This window comes from Brucella sp. (assembly GCF_032066345.1).
Classification (GTDB): Bacteria; Pseudomonadota; Alphaproteobacteria; order Rhizobiales; family Rhizobiaceae; genus Brucella; species Brucella pseudogrignonensis.
Genome location: NZ_DAMBKZ010000004.1, coordinates 112,562 through 131,612 on the forward strand (window position 1 = coordinate 112,562; position 19,051 = coordinate 131,612).

The window sequence follows — 19,051 nt, forward strand, 5'->3', positions numbered from 1 at the left end:
CAACGGCTGTTCCGGGCCTGCCCCTTGGTAAATGCCCAAAGCGCTGTTACATTAGGGGCAACGTAAAAATTGAAGCGCCTTGATTGCGTCCTTTTAGGCTCGCGCGGCGCCATAAGGATAAAAACCTTGAAGAACCCCGAGGAGCGCCCCGCAGGAATGGCGCAACAAGGGGCGTCCGGCGGACTAGCGGGCAATTCAAAGACCCGGAATCCGTCCGAAAACGGCAAGCGCAAACCGCGCAAGAATGCTGTTTCAGAAGTCGGCAAGGCCACCCAAGCCTCCGATTCAGGGCGCTCAGACACTGAAAGCAAGGGCTCTCAAAGCCAGAGGAAGCGTGCGCGTAGGCGTAATCGCGGGAAATTGTCTCGTGGTGCAGAAGGCCCTGCGCAAAAAACTGTTTCTGCTGAACCCTCCGCAAACGAAAAGCCTTCAGACGGCAAGCCTGCCGGGAAGCTATCGAATCGTCGTCGCCGTGCTCGCAAGAAAAAGCAGGCCCGCCAGCAAACCGGTACACCGCTTCACACCGATAACACGGCAAAAACACAGAACGCACCTGCACGCTCTGATAATAACCAGGCACATCAGGCCAAGCGTAATCATACCGGATCACAACAGCCGCGTACCAGTGCGCAGGAAGCTCCGCTTTATGCGGCCCTCGATCTCGGGACCAATAATTGTCGCCTGTTGATTGCGTCACCAACGCGTCCGGGACAGTTTCGCGTTGTCGATGCTTTTTCCCGTATCGTTCGTCTTGGTGAAGGCCTCAGCTCGACCGGGCGTCTGAGCGAACACGCTATGCAGCGTGCCATTGATGCGCTCAAGATTTGTCACGATAAGCTTGCCGCACGCAAGATCAGACGTGCTCGTCTGATCGCCACTGAAGCCTGCCGTGCAGCAGAAAATGGCGAAGAGTTTCTGGCGCGCGTCCGCGAAGAAACGGGACTAGAGCTTGAAATTGTCGATCGTCAGACAGAAGCACGACTTGCGGTTTCCGGCTGTGGCACGCTGGTAACGCGTGAGACTGACGCTGTTGTTCTCTTTGACATTGGTGGCGGTTCGTCTGAGATCGCGCTCATCGACGTTTCTCAGCGTCGTTCTCCACGTCTTGCAGAGCACATTACTGCATGGACCTCCCTGCCCGTCGGCGTCGTCACGCTGGCGGAACGTTTCGGTGGTCGAAATGTTACGCCGGAAAGCTTTGGCGCCATGGTTGACCATGTCACTGATTTGCTTTCAGGTTTTGCCGAGCGTCATTGTCTTGGCAAGCTTACGGTCGGATCGCGCTTTCACCTTCTTGGAACATCCGGCACGGTGACGACACTCGCCGGCATCCATCTTGGACTTGAGCGCTATGATCGCCGCCGCGTCGATGGTATGTGGATGGGCTCGGATGACGTGACACAGATGACGCAACGTCTGCTGTCGTGGGATTTTGATGCGCGGGTTGCTAATCCTTGTATTGGCGCTGATCGTGCTGATCTTGTTTTGGCAGGCTGTGCCATTCTTGACGCCATACGCAATGTATGGCCGAGTGAAAAACTACTGGTTGCTGATCGCGGTTTGCGCGAAGGCATTTTAACGGAACTCATGTCGCGTGACGGTGCCTGGCGCCATAACCGCGCCCATACTGCCAAGACTGGCGGTAAAACCGACGTAAGAAACAGGCATTGAAGATGAGCAAAGCAGGCGGAAACAAAGGCGGCACGAAAACCGGCGGACGCGGCGGCGCGGGCACAAGCAATCTTCGCGTTCGTGTGAAGAAGAAAGCCGGAACAATCAAGGAGTCCTCGCGTCGTTGGCTGGAACGCCATCTGAACGATCCTTACGTTCACAAATCAAAGCAGGATGGCTATCGCTCGCGCGCGGCCTATAAGCTGATCGAAATCAACGACCGCTATAATCTGCTGAAGAAAGGCCAACGTATTATCGATCTTGGCGCAGCTCCGGGCGGCTGGTCGCAGATCGCGGCCAAGATCGTCGGCTCAACAGATGAGAACCCGCAGGTTGTCGGCATCGACTATCTTCATGTTGATCCGCTGGCAGGTGTCATTCTGCTTGAGATGGACTTTCTCGATGAATCAGCACCTGAAAAGCTCATGGAAGCACTTGGCGATAAGCCAGATCTCGTGATCTCTGACATGGCTGCACCGACTACAGGTCATCGCCGCACAGATCATTTGCGCACCGTGCATCTTTGTGAAGTCGCAGCTGATTTTGCTGTTTCGGTGCTCAAGCCCGGCGGCCACTTCCTGACCAAGACATTCCAGGGCGGAACAGAAAACGATCTGCTTGCTATGCTGAAACAGAAGTTTCGCTCAGTGCATCATATCAAACCGCCTGCATCGCGCGCAGAATCTGTCGAGCTTTATCTGCTCGCTCGCGATTTTAAAGGCTAGTTATCGGGCTATATCAGAATGAGAAAAGGCGGCATCAAAGCCGCCTTTTTTATTTGCCGTTTGCTGAATCTGCAGCTTCGAGTGCTGTCCGTTCTTTGCTCTTTGATTTGGTGATTTTCGGACCTGAAAGTTCATGCCCGGCATCTGGTGCAAGCTTTGCAAACCAGAAGAACGCCGTCGCAGACACCGCTGCAACAACGAAGAAGCCAACATGAAAATCTGCGAGCTGCAACGGAGCTCCGCGAAGGCCAGTACTGATTTCCAGAATTCCACCTGCCATGGCGACACCGAGCGCAATCGAAACTTGCTGCGCAACCGCTGTGATCGGCGTTGCCTGACTGGTTTTGTCATCGGGGATTTCAGCAAAAGCTAGAGCATTGACGCCCGTAAAGAACATCGAGCGGAAAAAACCACCGATCAGCAGGAAGCCGACAATGACACCATAAGGCGTTTCAGGGAAGAACAAGCCATTAGCTGCAATAAACCCGGCAGAAATCAGCGAACCATACATAAGCGTGCGCCGGAAACCGAAAAGGTTGAATACTCGCTTCGCTCCAAACTTCATGCTGATGGCGCCGATTGCCGAGACAAATGTCATCATACCTGATTGGAACGGCGTCATGCCGAAGCCAAGCTGGAACATGAGCGGCAACAAAAACGGGATGGCGCCAATCCCGAGCCGAAATACGCTACCGCCAAAAACAGCAGAGCGGAAAACCTGATTGTCAAAGAGTTTCAGGTTCAGCAGCGGATCAATCGTTCGCCGTGCGTGGAATATATAAAGCGCCGAGCAAATAAGGCCGACTGTCACGGTGACGAGCCCGATGACGGGCGGAAGTGCAGGAAGACTGACAACTGACAGTCCAAACACCACACCCGACATGGCAATGCCCGACAAAAAGAAACCCGGCCAATCAAGCGGCTTGACGATCCTCTCGTCATTATCCGGCAGAAAGCGCGTTGCAAACCAGATGCCGATTAAACCAATCGGAACATTGATGAGGAATATCCAGTGCCACGAGAAAAAGGTCGTGATGAAGCCGCCTACTGGTGGCCCGACCAAAGGGCCAACCATTGCGGGGATCGTCAGCCAGGCCATGGCCGACACAAGTTCACTTCTGGGCGTTGAACGAATAAGCACAAGTCGTCCGACTGGCGTCATCATCGCGCCGCCCATGCCCTGCAGAAAACGCGAGACAACAAAGGCTGCTAGTGAATTCGATGCAGCACAGGCGACCGAACCGACAACGAAAACCGCAATCGCTGCACGGAAAACATTCTTCGCCCCGAATCGGTCTGCCATCCAGCCGCTGACAGGAATAAAAACCGCAAGCGCCACGAGATAGGCGGTTAGCGCCAGCTTTAATGCGATAGGGCTGGTGCCGATATCAGCGGCGATAGCAGGAAGCGATGTTGAAATAACATTCGAGTCCATCTGCTCCATGAAAAGAGCAATTGCCAGCACGAGAGGAACGATCCGGTTCACATTGAAAATCCGAATAAAAGCAGCGAATTAAACACGACTTTGCCAGTCGATTATATCTTTCGCTTTATGTAGCGTCCGTCTGAATTTTTCCAGTTAATTCGCCGTCACATTACGGTGACTGTCTTGAGATTTGAGATGTGCCGACCCATCTCATGATATCTCACGCAGCGTTACATTCGTTCACATTTATGTAAAATGGGTTGCGCTACCCGTAACAGGCTGTTACATTTCGTTACAGTTCTCGAGCTTTAGAATCCGATGTGGAGGCGTCGTGGTTCAAGGAGGTAGAAAATGAATGACATTACTAGAACAGCGCTCGTTTATGGAATGATGATCATTTCACTGAACACCGCACTGGCAATTGGTCTTCTTGGGCTGGACTTCCTGCGCTAGGCGCGGCATCCACAAAAATAGAATTTTGCCCTCCAGGCAAGCATGAAAAAGGGTGTTCCCGAATTTGGGAGCACCCTTTTCATTTGAGCCTCAGTGATAGAAGTCAGATCTTTCACCAACTCTAATTGCCTGGCTGATAAGCAAAACTCAGTCCCTCGCCCAGTCCGCACTTGAACGCTGTACCCTTGCCGATTTCTTCAAGCGTTTTGGCTGAGAAGGTCTTCATCGAAACAGTAGCCGTTTTATCCGGCAGCACCCGATAACGAATAAATTCGAAAATCGGATTCCCGTCCATGGCGACGGTTTGATGTGTGCTGGAATAAACAATAGCCTTTTGAGGTTCAGGCAAGCTCATGAATGCATCGATCACAAAACCACCGGCGATGTTCTTGGATTTAAGCGTCTCGCCCGAAATCTGCTCGCATTTTTCCAATCGTAAGACAGACGTTGTTCTTTTTCCTGCGAATAGGTTGTGTTTCAATTCATCGAACGGGTTCATGCCTTCAGCATGGCCGACGCCACTTCCTCCAACGATCAGTGCCATGACTAGCAAGCTCGACTTCCAGCGCATATTTTGACCTCTGGTTCAAAAACATGCGCTGGAAAGTAAACCTATAATAATTCGAGGCTATTCCAATAGATTGCTAACTATCTACTCGGCTTAAAGCGCATCCCGAAAAGTGCGCAGCGGTTTTCGGAGTAAGATGCGCGTAAAAACAGTTAGATAGAGCGGTTCCTATGACTCAGTATTAGCTGGAACCGCTCTAAAGAATACGGGCCTGCGTTTTCGGATCGAAGAATACGGCCTTGTCGAGATTGAAAGCCAGGCGTGAACGCTGGCCTGCCGAAATGCGTGCATCTGCACGAAGGCGCGCCACAACTTGTTTTCCACCAATCCGCGTCACCGCGAAAGTGTCGGAACCAGCCGGTTCGACCACATCAATAAGGCAATCGCCTTCCACAACCGAGCTTGCATTGCGATCCGCACCATCAGGATCTGTCAGCGCTTCCGGGCGGATGCCGAAGATCACTTCCTGCCCTACAAAATCACCAAGGCTCTCGGGGGCAACCTTCAGCGGCAACGTCAGAGCCTCTCCTTCGCCCTGTGTGAGCGTAATCGCAAACTCCGAGCCATTCTTTTCGACATTCGCTTTGAGCAGGTTCATCGCAGGAGAACCCATGAAGTCTGCAACGAACATATTGGCCGGATTGTTGTAGATTTCAGCAGGCGTACCGAATTGCTGCAAAATACCGTCTTTGAGTACCGCGATCTTGGTTGCAAGCGTCATGGCCTCAATCTGGTCGTGCGTCACATAAACGATTGTCGTCTTCATGCGGTGATGCAGACGCTTGATCTCGGTACGCATATCCACGCGCAGCTTGGCGTCCAGATTCGACAACGGTTCGTCGAACAGGAAGACCTGCGGATTACGAACAAGCGCGCGCCCCATCGCAACGCGCTGACGCTGACCGCCGGAAAGCTGGCTTGGCTTACGGTCGAGGAGATGACCGATCTGCAGAATATCAGCAACTTCCTGAATAGCCTTGTCACGCTCAGGCTTCGGCACTTTACGAATTTCCATGCCGAAGGCGATATTGCCGCCCACTGTCATGTTTGGATAAAGCGCATAGGACTGAAAAACCATCGCGATATCGCGCTGCGAAGGATGCAGACCTGATACCGAGCGGCCATTGATCGAAATATCGCCCGACGTAATTGGCTCAAGACCGGCAATCGTGTTGAGCAACGTAGACTTGCCGCAACCTGAAGGGCCGACGAGAACCAGAAAGCCGCCTTCTTCAATTTCGATATTGATGTCCTTCAAGACCGAAACATTGCCGTAGGATTTGTAGAGATCGGTTATTTTCAGAAATGACATATGAGACTTATCCCTTAACGGCACCGGACATCAGGCCGCGCACGAAGTAGCGCCCGGAAACGATGTAAACGATCAGCGTCGGCAGAGCGGCCAGAATAGCAGCTGCGAAATGGACGTTATATTCCTTGACGCCTGTGGAGGAGGAAACGAGGTTGTTCAACGCCACCGTCATCGGCGTTGAATTTGCACCAGAGAAGGAAGCACCGAACAGGAAGTCGTTCCAGATATTGGTGAACTGCCAGATGACCGACACAACGATGATCGGGCCTGACGACGGCAGGAGAATGCGCCAGAAAATCTGGAAGAAGCTCGCACCATCGATCTGCGCTGCGCGCACCAATTCAGTCGGGAACGCCTCGTAATAATTGCGGAAGTAAAGCGTCGTAAAGCCGATACCATAGACCACATGAACGAGGATCAGGCCCCAGATCGTACCGGCAATGCCGAGCATACCAAGCACACGCGCCATCGGGATCAGAACAATCTGAAACGGAATGAAGCATGAAAGCAGCAGCAAACCGAAGAAGATGTTGGAGCCACGGAACCGCCATTTCGTCAGCACGTAACCGTTCAATGCGCCGACAATTGTCGAAATCGCAACCGCTGGCACGACCATCAGGATCGAGTTGATGAAGAATGGCTTGAGGCCCGTTGGCTGCACACCAATCTGTGCGGTTGACCAGGCCGAAAGCCATGGCTCAATCGTCCATTGCTGCGGCAGACCTAACATACCGCCCTGACGGATTTCATCCAGCGGCTTGAACGAGTTTACCAGCATCACATAGAGCGGCAACAGGTAGTAGATCGCAAACAGCAGCAGCGCGGAATAGATCAGGGCGCGCGTGAGCTTGCCGCTGTTGATCGCATTTTCCTGGGTCTGAGCACTCATGAGCGCGACCCTCCACGAATTTCAGAATAGAGATACGGAATGATGATGGAGAAGATCATCACCAGCATGATGATTGCCGACGAGGCACCAATACCCATCTGATTTCGCGTAAATGTGTAGGAATACATGAAGGTCGCAGGCAACTCGGTCGCCTGTCCCGGCCCCCCGCCGGTGAGCGCAATCACAAGATCATAAGCCTTGATTGCAAGATGGGCGAGCACCACGAAAGCCGACAAGAATACCGGACGCATCAATGGGATGATAATGCGGCGGTAGATCGTGCTGGTCGAAGCACCGTCAATTTGAGCAGCCTTGATGATTTCATTATCGACGCCGCGCAGACCTGCCAGGAACATCGCCATGACAAAGCCCGACGACTGCCAGACAGCCGCAATCACAAGGCAATAGATGGCCATCGTGTTGCTTTTGATCCAGTTAAAGGTGAAGCCTTCCCAGCCCCACAGCCGCATCGTGTGCTCAAGACCGATGCCCGGATCGAGGAACCATTTCCATGCCGTGCCAGTCACGATGAATGAAAGCGCCATCGGATAGAGATAGATCGGGCGCAGGAAGCCTTCGCCACGGATTTTCTGATCGAGCAGAATAGCCAGAAACAGGCCTATAACCGAACAAATGATGATATAGAGCGATGCGAAGATCGCGAGATTGGTGACAGCGCGCCACCAATGCGGCAAGGCCCATAATTTTTCGTAATTCGACAGACCGACAAAGCCATAGGAAGGCAGCATTCGGCTGTTGGTGACGGAAAGAACGCCTGTGTAAATGATGAATCCATAGACAAAGACGAGGACGATGAGAAAGCTCGGCGCCAATACCAGCTTGGGCACCAGTTCCTGTAGTCGTCTGTTACGCTGCATATTTGCGCCACCCATTTCTGCGCTGCGCACCCGGTGCCGTTCAATCGCGGCGCTCTTGATGCGGGCTATTGTTTCAACGGCATTATTGTCTGCCGTTCACTGCAATGAATTTGTTCAGGCGAAAAATCCGCCGATCGTTCAATGAATTGTCATGCTTGAAAGGAGAGCGCCCGGAAGTGCCGGGCGCTCACTTTTGCTTACTTCGCGCCTTCGACAGCGGAGACCAGTTCCTTGACAGCGTCTTCAGAAGACAGCTGGCCGTTGAACTGGCGGGTCACAACGTCATAGATCGCGTTCTTGACGGAAGCCGGGTTTGCATAGCCGTGAGCCATCGAGCCGAGCATTGTGCCCTTCCCTGCAGCTTCCTTCACGTCAGCGATGGCCTTCTTGCCGCAAGCGTCGAAATCGGTATCAGGCACGTCAGTACGTGCAGGAGCCGAACCCTTGACCACGTTAAAGGCCGACTGGAATGCCGGGCTTTCAATAGCCGAAGCCATTTCGAGCTGTGCTGGCACCTTGTCTTCAGCAACCTTGAACATTGCGAACATGTCAGAGTTGAAGGTTACAGAGCCCTGCGTTTCAGGGTAACGCATGCACACAAAGTCTTCACCTGGCTTCTTGCCAGCCTTGACGAACTCGCCCTTCGCCCAGTCACCCATGAACTGAACACCAGCCTTACCTTCGATCACCATGGCCGAAGCAAGGTTCCAGTCACGACCGGAGAAGTTGTCATCCACATAGGAACGCAGCTTGGTCATGCGGTCGAACGCCTGCTTCATCGTATCGCTGCCCAGAGCTTCTGGATCGAGATCAACGAAAGCCTTTTTGTAGAAGTCAGGACCAAAAGAAAGCACAACAGCGTCGAAAATCGTCGCGTCCTGCCATGGCTGACCGCCGTGAGCAATCGGGGTGATGCCCTGTTCCTTGAACTTGTCGAGAAGAGCTACGAGTTCATCCCAGTTGGTTGGCTCTTTGCCGCCAGCCTTGTCGAGAGCAGCCTTGTTGATCCACATCCAGTTGGTGGAGTGAACGTTGACGGGTGCTGCAATCCAGTGGCCATCATGCTTGGCGAATTCCTGCAAAGGTGCCGGAATAACCTTATCCCAGCCTTCCTTGCCAGCAATCTCGTCAAGATTGCCAAGCGCGCCCTGCTCTGCCCAATCGCGAATGTCGAAGCCGAGCATCTGCACAGCGGTCGGCGCATTGCCTGCAGTAACGCGTGCGCGCAGAACGGTCATGGCTTCCGTACCGCCACCACCTGCAACTGGCATATCCGTCCAGCTGATACCCTTGCCTTCGAGATCTTTCTTCAGAACATCGAGAGCCGCAGCTTCACCACCGGCTGTCCACCAATGCAGGACTTCAACGTTCTGCTTGTCCTGAGCGCTGGCTGTAACAGGCGCCATTGCTGCAAGCATTGCACAGGCAGCTGTGCCCATTGCGGCCATTCTGAAAAATTTATGCATATGTCTACCTCCCGTAGAACTCTACAAAACAAAATTTCGTCGGACGTTATGCGAGCCTCAGACCCGCACATCCAGAAGAGCATTCAATCTGCTTTGAGACCTCCATCCCACTATGTTTCTCGCAGCTCCTCCTGCGATTGACAACGTTGTCTTTTTTAAATGAAAGCCTTCGCCCAAGACAAGATGTACCCTTAACATAGGCTCAGATACCGGATGTGTGTCAATATGGTTTGAACAGGGAAGAGCGAAATAACGCGTTCATTGAAACCTGAAGCTGAAATTTTCATCTAAATAATGAAGCAATAATAGTGACTTAGTTCGATTAAAATATTTCTGGCGACAAGCTTTCACCACCTTATGAGAATGAGCCAAAAATTGCCGCCAAGCGATGCTGGTATCAGCATAAATTTCCCGTGAGCGCACTGGACATTGCGCTCTGAAATGCATAATTTCCGGCTGCTCGCACAATGGTGTGCGGGTTTGTTCTCGGGGCGGGGTGAAACTCCCCACCGGCGGTATGAAGAGCGATCTTCGAGCCCGCGAGCGCCTGTAGCAAACGCCTTTTGGGGTGTAGTTTCAGGGTCAGCAGATCCGGTGAGATGCCGGAGCCGACGGTTAAAGTCCGGATGGAAGAGAGCGAAAGAGCGTTAAACCCGGCTATTGCGCGGGCTTGCGTTCCTTTGTGCGCCCTGATTCTAGTTTCGTGAGGAACCTATGAACCAGAGCTATCCGAACAAGACATCTTTCAAAATTGCCTTCATTCAGGCTCGCTGGCACGCCGACATCGTCGACGAAGCGCGCAAGAGCTTCATTGCTGAACTGGAAGCCAAGACCGGCACCAATGTCGTAGTTGAAGTCTTCGATGTTCCCGGCGCTTATGAAATTCCACTTCATGCCAAAACGCTCGCCAAGACCGGTCGCTATGCGGCAATCGTTGGTGCTGCATTCGTTATTGATGGCGGTATTTATCGTCATGATTTCGTGGCTACTGCCGTCATCAACGGCATGATGCAGGTGCAGCTGGAGACCGAAGTTCCCGTTCTCAGCGTTTCGCTCACGCCGCATCATTACCACGACAGCAAGGAACATCACGAGTTCTTCTTCAACCATTTCAAGAAGAAGGGCGTGGAAGCTGCACATGCAGCGCTACAGATCGTCAGCGAACGCGCACGTATCGCAGCTCTGGTGTAAGCCAACGTCTAAACGACATAGCCGACCTTGCATTTTCGAGGTCGGCTACTCGCTTATGATGCGCTCGGGATGCGAATAGACATCGAAGTCGTCGCCCCGAACAAGCGCTACAAGCGTTAGATTGGCTTCATCTGCGGTGCGGATTGCCAATGCGGTCGGTGCCGAAATTGCGGCCAATAATGGCACGCCAAGAATGACGGCTTTTTGCACCATTTCGACAGATACGCGGCTGGTAATCGCTACCAAACCCTGCTCCGCAGGCCGGTCAGCACGCGCCATTGCGCCAATGAGCTTATCTAAAGCATTGTGTCGTCCGACATCCTCGCGAACGGCAAACAGCCCCTCACCCGGAATATAGAAACCCGCACCATGCACCGCGCTCGTTTCTGCATTCAAAGTCTGCGAACCACCTAAAGCGCCCATAGCGGCAATGATCGATCCAGATTTGAACCGTAAACTGTCGGCAGACAATGCCGATAATGGTCGCAGAGCCTGATCAATGGAATCGATCCCGCACAAGCCACAGCCAACAGGTCCGGCCATAAACCTGCGCCGCGCGGCAAGCGCATCGCCCGGCTGTACAGCCAGTCGCATCTGAACATCGATACCTTTTTCAAAGACCTCAATGCTCAAATCTTCGATTTCGGAAATGTTGGATATGATACCTTCCGTCAGGCTGAAACCGACCGCAAAGTCTTCCAGATTGGCAGGCGTTGCCATCATGACGGCATGGGTTGTGCCATTGTAGCTCATGGCAACCGGCACCTCTTCCGGCACCTCGCGGGAGCTTTCATGAAAGCCTGCCTCGCGACGCGCAAGGCGCGGCAGATTCTGGCTGATCTTCGGTATCCTCATATCATTCCGTCAATGGTCGTTAAGATTTCCGACCTGTCTTATCATTTACCGTCAGCTACTCAATGTCTTTGAAGCGACAGACAAGCTAATCTTACCGGAGCAAATGAGCTCAAATATTGGATAATTTTCTTATTCAGAGGGCCGATCTGCTCTCTTTCATTTCAAGCGGAATCTTATCGATCCTCGTTTCATTCCGATGGCACTTATACTCCAAGCGGCGGCATCATGCCCTTGCGGCAAGCATTGCGAACAAGCTATACCTGCAGGCCTCAAAACGTCTGAACAAGACGTGAGCTCCCGCTTCCGACAGCTAATCTTTTAGGTGCAAAACGATGGATATTCGCCAGATCGACGACAATTACTCAGTCACCGGACAAATTTCGCCGGATGACGTGCGCGATATTGCGGCCGAAGGCTTTCAGACGATCATCTGCAATCGTCCAGATGGCGAAGAAGGACCGGACCAGCCAACTTTTGCGGAAGTCGCGAAGGTAGCGGAAAAGGCTGGCATCAAGACCTATTACATCCCGGTCATTGGTGGACAACTGACGCAGGAGAATGTCGATGAAATGGCCTCGGCACTTGCCGAAGCCGAAGGCCCAATTCTGGGCTATTGCCGTTCAGGCACGCGCTCTACGAATATTTACGGTATCGTGCAGAACCAAAAGCGCGGATAAAGAAAGAGCGCAAGCTATACGGGCGGTGTTGCCGCAAAGGCATTTGAACAGTCTTTGCAAACATGGTGATCACCGTCCAGTAGCGCGCGGGCCGGAAAAGCGCGGATTTGCAAACTTGGCGCGGCGAACATTATGAGCCGAATACTGGCGATAATAGCTCATGCCCATCCGAGTAGCTGTTGCGATCACACCGCCAGCAACCATCACCCAGCCAACAATCTGCGGCCAGTTAAAGCTTTCAATACCGGTGCTCAGAGCAACGATGACAACACCGGCCCAAAGAACAGCGGCCGTACGGCGCCAGAAAACCGGGTTGAGTTCGTCAAAAACTGCCTTCCACAGCGAAAGCACAAGACAGGCGAAGAAAACGGCTGCTGCCAAACCGATGTTCAGCAACTCGACCGGAAGCCATTGTTGCGTATTCAGCATAGTTTCCATCATCTCATTCCTTCCGCGATCCTGACATCGACCTTCATGGCCATTTGCATCTCAGATTGCGCGGTCTTGTTTCAATTGTGACCATTGAGCTTTCGCTTTGTGGTAGAAGCATGGAAACGGCTTCATAATACAGTCACATATTATTGCGTTCACGCGAAATATCGTGTTGAAAACATTCATATATCTCCGCTGAGCGCGAGGCTGCATACGCCTCAAACCCCTTGATAGATCAGCATTTTTTGAATTTATGGAACTTCGGCAACCATACCGGGCATCACGTTAAAGTCGCGAACCATAACGACATTGTAACAATTTGATATTGCAGAACTTCTGCAATTAGCCGCGAGCGCCGCCCAAACGACGCCCTACACGCGAAAGCAGAATGACTGGCAATATCCCGACGGCCACAATTGCCAATGCTGCAACCGAAGCCTCTTCATAGGTTCCGCGTGCGGCCTCGCCATAAAGATGCGTGGCAAAAGTCTCGATATTGAGCGGGCGCAACAGAAGGGTGGCAGGCAGTTCCTTCACGCAATCGACAAAAACCAGCAGGCCAGCGGCAACGATGGCCGTCTTTGAAAGCGGCAGATGCACCTGGCAGAAGGTTGCAGTCACGCCACGACCAAGCGTACGGGAAGCTTGGTCCAGCGATTGTGGGATGCGCTCAAGACCGGCATCAATGCCGCCCGCAGATATAGCCAGAAAGCGTGCGACATAAGCATACACAATGGCCGCGCCGGTACTGATCAGCAGTAGTCCCGTGGAGATACCGAAAAACGTGCTGAACACATGATCGAAAAAACGGTCAACCGCACCGGACACGATCATAATGCCAATGGCAATCACTGTTCCGGGGGCAGCATAGCCCATGGTCGAGAAGCGATAGAACCATCGCGAAGCCGTGCCCGGAAAAAGCCGCATCGCATAGGCCACCATCATGCCAAACAGCAGCACCAGAATGGTTGCGACAGATGCCAGCATGACGGTGTTGAATGCTTCACCCGCCAGACGGGGCGAGATACCCGCAAAGCGCATCCGCTTGACTGCTTCAATGACGAGATAGGTCGCGGGCATGATGAAGCCGATAATGATCGGTACGGCGCAGATAATGAACAGCCAAATGCCCTTTACGCCGCTAACCTTCAGCGGTTCAAAGCCGCGCGAGTGGCGGATATTGGAAGAGAAGCGCTGTTTCCGCCTCGCCCATCGCTCGATTGATACAATGGCGACAACCAGCAATAAAAGCGCCAAGGCGAGTTGTGCTGCTCCCGGCAGATCGAAGCGCGTGACCCATGTGGTGTAGATCGAAACCGTCAGCGTTCGCACGCCGAGAAACTCGGCAGCCCCAACATCGTTGAGCGTTTCCATCAATGCAAGGCTGACACCAACAGCCACAGCTGGACGTGCGAGCGGCAGGGCGACGCGCCAGAATATTCCTCTGCGGCTGACGCCCAATGTTCGTGCTGCTTCAATCAGGCTCGCTGACTGCGTGAGGAACATGGCGCGTGTTGGTATATAAACATAAGGATAAAGTACAAAGCCGAGCAGGATTATGCAGCCCGTCATTGATCTTATATCCGGCAAGCGAAACTGGCGCGGCGATTCATAACCCAGCACAAAGCGGATCGCGCTTTGTATCGGGCCGATCGGATGCAAAATATCAAGATAAGCATAGGCGATGATATAGGTCGGCACCGCTAAGGGCAGCAAAAGCGCCCATTCCAGCACACCGCGTCCACGAAAATCATAGGCCGTCACCAGCCATGCTGCGGACGTGCCGACAAATGCAGTGATAAGCCCAACGCCTGCTAGAAGAATGATCGTATCAGTAAAAGCTGTCGCGAAAATCGTCGAGAAAAGATGGCTCCACAGGCCAGATGAGCCGCGAAGCGCTTCGATAACCAGTGCAAGCACAGGCAGGCAGACCAGCAGCGCAATCAATCCTGAAAGCCACAACCAGCCTCGCCCCGAACGGGTACGATAAGGCATGGATGATGACGCGGCTTGCACAGGTTCCGGCACTCTGGTCGACCTTTATATTATAACGCCGGCGCAATGGTTTTGCACCGGCGTCATTTTTACAGGGATAATCAGCTTTTAGTTATCAAAGCCGACTTTGTCGACCAGTTCGCTAGCCTGCTTGCGATGCTTGACGATTTCCGAAAGCGGAACCGTATCGATCTTCAGTTCGCCGAAGGATTCAACGATTGGATCAACCGGAGCGCCTGCCTTGACCGGATATTCGTAGTTGGCCTTCGCATAAAGCTGCTGGGCTTCGTCCGAAGCAAGATATTCGAGAAGCTTGACGGCTTCGTCCTTGTTCGGAGCGTTCTTGGCAACAGATGCGCCGCTGATGTTTACCTGGGTGCCGCCATCAGCAAAGGTTGGGAGAATGACCTTGATGCCGTCGCCCCACGCCTTCTGTTCGTCGCCGCTCTTACCTGAGCGCATCAGACCAACATAATAGGAGTTGGCAACTGCGATATCGCAGATACCACCGACGATATCCTTGGCGCCATCACGATCACCACCGGCTGCCTTGCGTGCCAGATTGGCTTTGAGGCCAGTCAGCCACTCTTCGGTCTTTTCTGCGCCGTGATGAGCGATGTAATCGGCGATCAGGGCCGTATTATATGGATGCTGACCAGCGCGAATACAGATCTTGCCCTTCCACTTCGGATCGGCCAGCTCTTCATAGGTGATCTTGTCGAGTTCCAGATCCTTGGCGGCATAGACAACGCGCGCGCGCATCGAAAGGCCAAACCAGTTGCCATTTGCATCGCGGAGCTGCTCAGGAATTGCATCCTTCAAAGCCTTTGAATCGATAGGCTGGGTAAGGCCCTTGTCGACGAGATCAACCAGATTGCCTGCATCGACCGTCATCAGAATATCGGCGGGAGATTTTTCGCCCTCGGAAGCTACACGCTCAGCGAGACCATCCTTAAGGAAAACGGTATTGACGGTGGTGCCCGTCTTTTCCTTATAGGCATCGAGCAAAGGCTGAATCAGGCCTGGCTCACGCGTCGTGTAAATATTAATCTCATTTGCATTTGCAGCACCTGAGAGAAACGTCGCAGCCATGAGTGCAAGTCCAGCACGCGCGATCTTGGGCATTTTACCTCCGAAAAAATATGGTTCATTTGGAACTATATGGTATGCAATTGGAATATAAGAACTCGGTTTTGCAGGGTCAATTGCGCGGCACTCTAAATATGACCTGTTTACTCATTATTTTGCAAAAACCAGCACTCTGCTCCAATTTATTCGAAGGAAGACCGAATTAGCACTTTCCGGAACATGATGGTCGGTTCGCACACGCAGACGCTGCTCGCTTCCGTCAAGGCGGATTAGCAACTCTTCGGTTTCACCAAGATAGATTCGCGTTTCGATCTGTCCGCTTAAAGCGCCCGCAGTAGCATCCGGCAGAATTTCAATGTCGCGCGGTCTGATATAAACGAGAACTTCGCCAGTGCTTGCGAAGTCCGCTGCAGCATCAAAGACGCCCTGCTCTGTTTCAATCATTTTGCCGCGGACACTGCCTTCAAACGCATTGAAGTCGCAGAAGAAATCGGCTGCATAGCGAGAGTTCGGGCGGTTATGGAGATCACGGGCAGAGCCTTGCTGCACGATTTCGCCAGAGCGCATCAGGACAACACGGTCGCCCGTTGAAAGCGCTTCTTCCGCCTCATGCGTAACGATAATGACCGGCGTGCCGAGTGCGCGCAACAGTGCCATCGTCTCACTACGAACGCGCGCGCGCAAGCCGCGATCCAGATTGGAGAACGGTTCATCCATCAACAGCAGATCAGGCTTCGGTGCCAAAGCCCGAATAAGTGCCACACGCTGCTGCTCCCCACCCGACAACATATGCGGGTAACGATCCGCCATCGAAGAAAGACCGACAAGTTCGAGCAATTCATCCACGCGGCTGAGCGCTTGTTCCTTGCGAACCTTGCGCAGACCGAACAGCACATTTTCACGCACGGTCAGATGTGGAAACAATGCGTAGTCCTGAAAGACTACGCCGATGTTTCGCTTTTCCGGCTCAACGAAGATCGATGGCCCGACGAGCGTGCGCCCGCCCATCGTAAGCTGGCCTTCATCGGGTGCATCAATGCCAGCAATAATCCGCAAGAGTGAAGTCTTGCCGCAACCGGAATGCCCAACCAGACAGATGATCTCACCGGGCTGCACATCCAGCGATATTTTGTCGAGTGCGCGCACGGTTCCAAACTGCCGACCAATTCCCGAGAGGGTCAGTGCCGGAGCCGTTTCATTACCGAGCTTCGTATCCTGCAGAGTGCGTGCATCCATAGATGAGGCCGAGAGTCCTGTTATCATCAATCCGCATATAAATGCACTTGGACGACTTTGCCAATAAAACCCGACCAAACGCGTCAGGCATTTGTCGAAACACCCTTTAAAGCGCAATAGTTTGCTGCACTATCCAGTTGAACTGGCTTGCAAATCGCGCAATTCTGCTCACAAATCATTTCGTATTCGCATTGCAGGAGTCTGATCATGGGGCCGATCACCGACAAAGTGGCAACCGCCGAGCGTTTGCCGCAGGAAACGAAGGTCGCCATTATCGGCGGTGGTGTGATCGGGGTATCGACAGCGCTTTTTCTGGCCGAGCGCGGCATTCCTGTTGCCCTCTTTGAAAAGGGTGAAATCGAAGGGGAGCAATCCAGTCGCAACTGGGGCTGGTGCCGTCGGACCGGGCGCGACAGCCGCGAAATGCCGTTGATTGTCGAAAGTATGCGTCTCTGGGACGGCATGAATGAACGTGTGGGTCGCGAAACCGGATTTCGCGTTACCGGCATTGCCTACACTGCCGAGAAGGAAGAGGAAGTCGAACGCTACGCAGAGTGGATCAAAATTGCCAGCGAGCACGGCATCGAAACCCAACTGCTGAACGGCCAGCAGGCAGCAAGTCTCGCACCGGGACTAACGCGTCCACTCAAAGGTGGCATGATCACGCCGCTCGATGGCCGTGCGGAGCCGCAAAAGGCAGTACCTGCTTTTGCCGCAAAGGCGCAGGAACTCGGTGCTGTCATTCTGCAACACTGTGCCGTGCGCGGGATCGAAACCACCAATGGACGTGTGTCAGCTGTCCTGACTGAAAAAGGCCGCGTGGCTTGCGAAGCGATTGTCGTTGCTGGCGGCGCATGGTCACGACTGATCATATCGTCCTTTGATGCCCATCTACCACAGCTCAAAGTGCGCTCGTCCGTCTTCCGCACCTCGCCTATCGAGAGTGGCGTTGAACCGGCAATCGCATTTTCGGACTTCGCACTGCGCAAGCGACTTGATGGCGGATATACAGTTGCGAGCCTTGGCGGCTCCATTGCCGACATTGTGCCTGACAGTTTTCGCTTCTTCCGCGACTTCCTTCCATCGCTCTCAACAGAATGGAAATCCCTGCGTTTCCGTTTCGGTGAACGCTTTTTTGAAGAAGCTTTCCAATGGAAGCTCCGTCCGGCAGATCAGGTCTCGGTGTTTGAAAAAATCCGCACGCTTGATCCCGAACCGCACCGGGCAGCGAATGCAGCAGTGCTGAGCAAACTTAAAGCCGCCATCCCATCTTTTGCATCCGCAACGATCGCGCAGGAATGGGCCGGTCTGATTGATACGATGCCGGATGTCATTCCGGTTATCTCGCCCCTGCCCGGCATTGACGGGTTGATCGTCGCCACAGGCTTTTCAGGCCATGGCTTTGGCATCGGCCCCGGTGCAGGGCGATTGGTCGCCGATATGGTCAGCGGCGAAACGCCGGTTGTCGATCCGTCGCCGTTCCATATCTCGCGTTTCTCCGACGGCTCGAAAATCCGTATCGAGAACTGGGGTTAAGGCAGTACCGGTAAAAGCGTGCAAACACAGATGAAGTTTATTCAATCACACCACAGGCGAAGCGCGCACCGCCGCCACCGAGCGGCTTAGGCTTGTCGGAATAATTATCGCCACCAACATGAACCATCAATGCGCGACCTTTGACTTCATCCAGTGATTTCAAACGGGGTGCGACAACGGTTTCACTAACCTTGCCATCCGCATTGGCCTTCAGAAGCGGCAAGTCACCCATATGACCATGTCCTTCTGGACCCATGTGGTGTTTTGAGCCGTCCGGATCGTAGTGACCACCAGCAGCTTGCGCCGGCGTCATTTTTCCATCTTGTTCAGCGGGCGCACAACTTCCCTTCTCATGAACATGAAAACCATGCTCACCTGCAGGCAAACCACTCAAATCTGCTTTGAAAGAAAGACCATCGGCGCTCTGGGAAACTGTAACAGTACCCATTTCTTTGCCTTGGCCGGATTCCAATGCCTCAAACATTTTTACGGTTACGCCCTCCGCCAAAGCCGGACCGGCGATAAGAACAATAGTCGAAGCTAAAATCAGAGACCGCATTATCTCCTCCTATAATTTGGTGTGGGATAAGCGGTAAACGCGTAGACGCGCGAAATGTTCGAAATTTAAAAAACTGCGCGCCAGTTTTGCCAG

Annotated in this window: 17 protein-coding genes and 1 riboswitch; of the genes, 5 read left to right on the plus strand and 12 right to left on the minus strand. The window is 53.2% G+C overall.

Annotated elements, in window-relative coordinates:
* Nucleotides 1-126 precede the first annotated feature (126 nt).
* Both RT142_RS06995 and RT142_RS07000 read left to right on the plus strand, forming a co-directional pair.
* Nucleotides 127-1,671 carry a Ppx/GppA phosphatase family protein gene (locus tag RT142_RS06995; protein ID WP_237853883.1) on the plus strand — a complete coding sequence of 515 codons (1,545 nt, stop codon included), beginning with the start codon at nucleotides 127-129 and terminating at the stop codon, nucleotides 1,669-1,671.
* 2 nt (nucleotides 1,672-1,673) lie between these two features.
* Nucleotides 1,674-2,396, plus strand: coding sequence for an RlmE family RNA methyltransferase (locus RT142_RS07000; protein WP_007879442.1), 723 nt, complete (start codon nucleotides 1,674-1,676; stop codon nucleotides 2,394-2,396).
* 49 nt (nucleotides 2,397-2,445) lie between these two features.
* Here RT142_RS07000 and RT142_RS07005 read toward each other — a convergent pair whose 3' ends face one another.
* The 6 genes from RT142_RS07005 to RT142_RS07030 all read right to left on the minus strand — a co-directional run bounded on the left by RT142_RS07005 (nucleotide 2,446) and on the right by RT142_RS07030 (nucleotide 9,388).
* The gene (locus tag RT142_RS07005) at nucleotides 2,446-3,882 is read right to left on the minus strand and encodes an MFS transporter (protein ID WP_151562974.1); all 1,437 of its coding nucleotides are present in this window, start codon (nucleotides 3,880-3,882) and stop codon (nucleotides 2,446-2,448) included.
* A 514-nt stretch (nucleotides 3,883-4,396) separates the two neighbouring features.
* Complete coding sequence (locus RT142_RS07010) at nucleotides 4,397-4,819, minus strand: VirK family protein (RefSeq protein WP_313028088.1); 423 nt, start codon at nucleotides 4,817-4,819, stop codon at nucleotides 4,397-4,399.
* 220 nt (nucleotides 4,820-5,039) lie between these two features.
* Nucleotides 5,040-6,155 (minus strand): sn-glycerol-3-phosphate ABC transporter ATP-binding protein UgpC, encoded by a 1,116-nt coding sequence (locus RT142_RS07015; RefSeq protein ID WP_313028090.1) that lies wholly within the window; start codon nucleotides 6,153-6,155, stop codon nucleotides 5,040-5,042.
* Between the two features lie 7 nt (nucleotides 6,156-6,162).
* Nucleotides 6,163-7,044, minus strand: coding sequence for a carbohydrate ABC transporter permease (locus RT142_RS07020; protein WP_064321805.1), 882 nt, complete (start codon nucleotides 7,042-7,044; stop codon nucleotides 6,163-6,165).
* On the minus strand, nucleotides 7,041-7,922 hold the full coding sequence (locus RT142_RS07025; protein ID WP_007879460.1) for a carbohydrate ABC transporter permease: 882 nt from the start codon (nucleotides 7,920-7,922) through the stop codon (nucleotides 7,041-7,043). Before RT142_RS07025 ends, RT142_RS07020 begins: the two co-directional genes overlap by 4 nt.
* Before the next feature lie 197 nt (nucleotides 7,923-8,119).
* Nucleotides 8,120-9,388, minus strand: coding sequence for an ABC transporter substrate-binding protein (locus tag RT142_RS07030; RefSeq protein WP_113158145.1), 1,269 nt, complete (start codon nucleotides 9,386-9,388; stop codon nucleotides 8,120-8,122).
* Between the two features lie 478 nt (nucleotides 9,389-9,866).
* Nucleotides 9,867-10,030: riboswitch (FMN riboswitch) on the plus strand.
* Between the two features lie 72 nt (nucleotides 10,031-10,102).
* On the opposite strand from RT142_RS07030, the gene RT142_RS07035 reads away from it, so the two are divergent.
* Nucleotides 10,103-10,579, plus strand: a complete 477-nt coding sequence (locus RT142_RS07035; protein WP_194779577.1) for a 6,7-dimethyl-8-ribityllumazine synthase — start codon at nucleotides 10,103-10,105, stop codon at nucleotides 10,577-10,579.
* 45 nt (nucleotides 10,580-10,624) lie between these two features.
* Here the strand turns inward: RT142_RS07035 and fdhD are convergent, their stop codons facing one another.
* Complete coding sequence (fdhD, locus tag RT142_RS07040; protein ID WP_105519633.1) at nucleotides 10,625-11,434, minus strand: formate dehydrogenase accessory sulfurtransferase FdhD; 810 nt, start codon at nucleotides 11,432-11,434, stop codon at nucleotides 10,625-10,627.
* 332 nt (nucleotides 11,435-11,766) lie between these two features.
* Between fdhD and RT142_RS07045 the strand changes: the two genes are divergently transcribed.
* Nucleotides 11,767-12,111, plus strand: coding sequence for a TIGR01244 family sulfur transferase (locus tag RT142_RS07045; RefSeq protein WP_007879466.1), 345 nt, complete (start codon nucleotides 11,767-11,769; stop codon nucleotides 12,109-12,111).
* A gap of 69 nt (nucleotides 12,112-12,180) precedes the next feature.
* On the opposite strand, the gene RT142_RS07050 is transcribed toward RT142_RS07045, so the two are convergent.
* From RT142_RS07050 to RT142_RS07065, 4 genes are all read right to left on the minus strand, one after another.
* On the minus strand, nucleotides 12,181-12,552 hold the full coding sequence (locus RT142_RS07050) for a hypothetical protein (RefSeq protein ID WP_192798042.1): 372 nt from the start codon (nucleotides 12,550-12,552) through the stop codon (nucleotides 12,181-12,183).
* A 333-nt stretch (nucleotides 12,553-12,885) separates the two neighbouring features.
* Nucleotides 12,886-14,538 (minus strand): ABC transporter permease, encoded by a 1,653-nt coding sequence (locus RT142_RS07055; RefSeq protein ID WP_112806746.1) that lies wholly within the window; start codon nucleotides 14,536-14,538, stop codon nucleotides 12,886-12,888.
* A 108-nt stretch (nucleotides 14,539-14,646) separates the two neighbouring features.
* On the minus strand, nucleotides 14,647-15,663 hold the full coding sequence (locus RT142_RS07060) for a Fe(3+) ABC transporter substrate-binding protein (RefSeq protein WP_007879474.1): 1,017 nt from the start codon (nucleotides 15,661-15,663) through the stop codon (nucleotides 14,647-14,649).
* 114 nt (nucleotides 15,664-15,777) lie between these two features.
* Complete coding sequence (locus RT142_RS07065; RefSeq protein WP_007879476.1) at nucleotides 15,778-16,863, minus strand: ABC transporter ATP-binding protein; 1,086 nt, start codon at nucleotides 16,861-16,863, stop codon at nucleotides 15,778-15,780.
* Between the two features lie 207 nt (nucleotides 16,864-17,070).
* On the opposite strand from RT142_RS07065, the gene RT142_RS07070 reads away from it, so the two are divergent.
* Nucleotides 17,071-18,399, plus strand: a complete 1,329-nt coding sequence (locus RT142_RS07070; RefSeq protein ID WP_313028092.1) for an FAD-binding oxidoreductase — start codon at nucleotides 17,071-17,073, stop codon at nucleotides 18,397-18,399.
* Between the two features lie 37 nt (nucleotides 18,400-18,436).
* On the opposite strand, the gene sodC is transcribed toward RT142_RS07070, so the two are convergent.
* Complete coding sequence (sodC, locus tag RT142_RS07075; protein WP_007879478.1) at nucleotides 18,437-18,958, minus strand: superoxide dismutase family protein; 522 nt, start codon at nucleotides 18,956-18,958, stop codon at nucleotides 18,437-18,439.
* Between the last annotated feature and the right edge of the window lie 93 nt (nucleotides 18,959-19,051).

What these genes read in the sequence shown, in the direction of transcription:
- RT142_RS07010 (WP_313028088.1), bottom strand. Translation starts at nt 4,819, where the DNA reads ATGGCACTGATCGTTGGAGGAAGTGGCGTCGGCCATGCTGAAGGCATG.
- RT142_RS07070 (WP_313028092.1), top strand. Translation starts at nt 17,071, where the DNA reads ATGGGGCCGATCACCGACAAAGTGGCAACCGCCGAGCGTTTGCCGCAG.
- RT142_RS07050 (WP_192798042.1), bottom strand. Translation starts at nt 12,552, where the DNA reads ATGATGGAAACTATGCTGAATACGCAACAATGGCTTCCGGTCGAGTTG.
- RT142_RS07000 (WP_007879442.1), top strand. Translation starts at nt 1,674, where the DNA reads ATGAGCAAAGCAGGCGGAAACAAAGGCGGCACGAAAACCGGCGGACGC.
- RT142_RS07020 (WP_064321805.1), bottom strand. Translation starts at nt 7,044, where the DNA reads ATGAGTGCTCAGACCCAGGAAAATGCGATCAACAGCGGCAAGCTCACG.
- fdhD (WP_105519633.1), bottom strand. Translation starts at nt 11,434, where the DNA reads ATGAGGATACCGAAGATCAGCCAGAATCTGCCGCGCCTTGCGCGTCGC.
- RT142_RS07030 (WP_113158145.1), bottom strand. Translation starts at nt 9,388, where the DNA reads ATGCATAAATTTTTCAGAATGGCCGCAATGGGCACAGCTGCCTGTGCA.
- RT142_RS07015 (WP_313028090.1), bottom strand. Translation starts at nt 6,155, where the DNA reads ATGTCATTTCTGAAAATAACCGATCTCTACAAATCCTACGGCAATGTT.
- RT142_RS07060 (WP_007879474.1), bottom strand. Translation starts at nt 15,663, where the DNA reads ATGCCCAAGATCGCGCGTGCTGGACTTGCACTCATGGCTGCGACGTTT.
- RT142_RS07065 (WP_007879476.1), bottom strand. Translation starts at nt 16,863, where the DNA reads ATGGATGCACGCACTCTGCAGGATACGAAGCTCGGTAATGAAACGGCT.
- sodC (WP_007879478.1), bottom strand. Translation starts at nt 18,958, where the DNA reads ATGCGGTCTCTGATTTTAGCTTCGACTATTGTTCTTATCGCCGGTCCG.
- RT142_RS07055 (WP_112806746.1), bottom strand. Translation starts at nt 14,538, where the DNA reads ATGCCTTATCGTACCCGTTCGGGGCGAGGCTGGTTGTGGCTTTCAGGA.
- RT142_RS07035 (WP_194779577.1), top strand. Translation starts at nt 10,103, where the DNA reads ATGAACCAGAGCTATCCGAACAAGACATCTTTCAAAATTGCCTTCATT.
- RT142_RS07045 (WP_007879466.1), top strand. Translation starts at nt 11,767, where the DNA reads ATGGATATTCGCCAGATCGACGACAATTACTCAGTCACCGGACAAATT.
- RT142_RS07025 (WP_007879460.1), bottom strand. Translation starts at nt 7,922, where the DNA reads ATGCAGCGTAACAGACGACTACAGGAACTGGTGCCCAAGCTGGTATTG.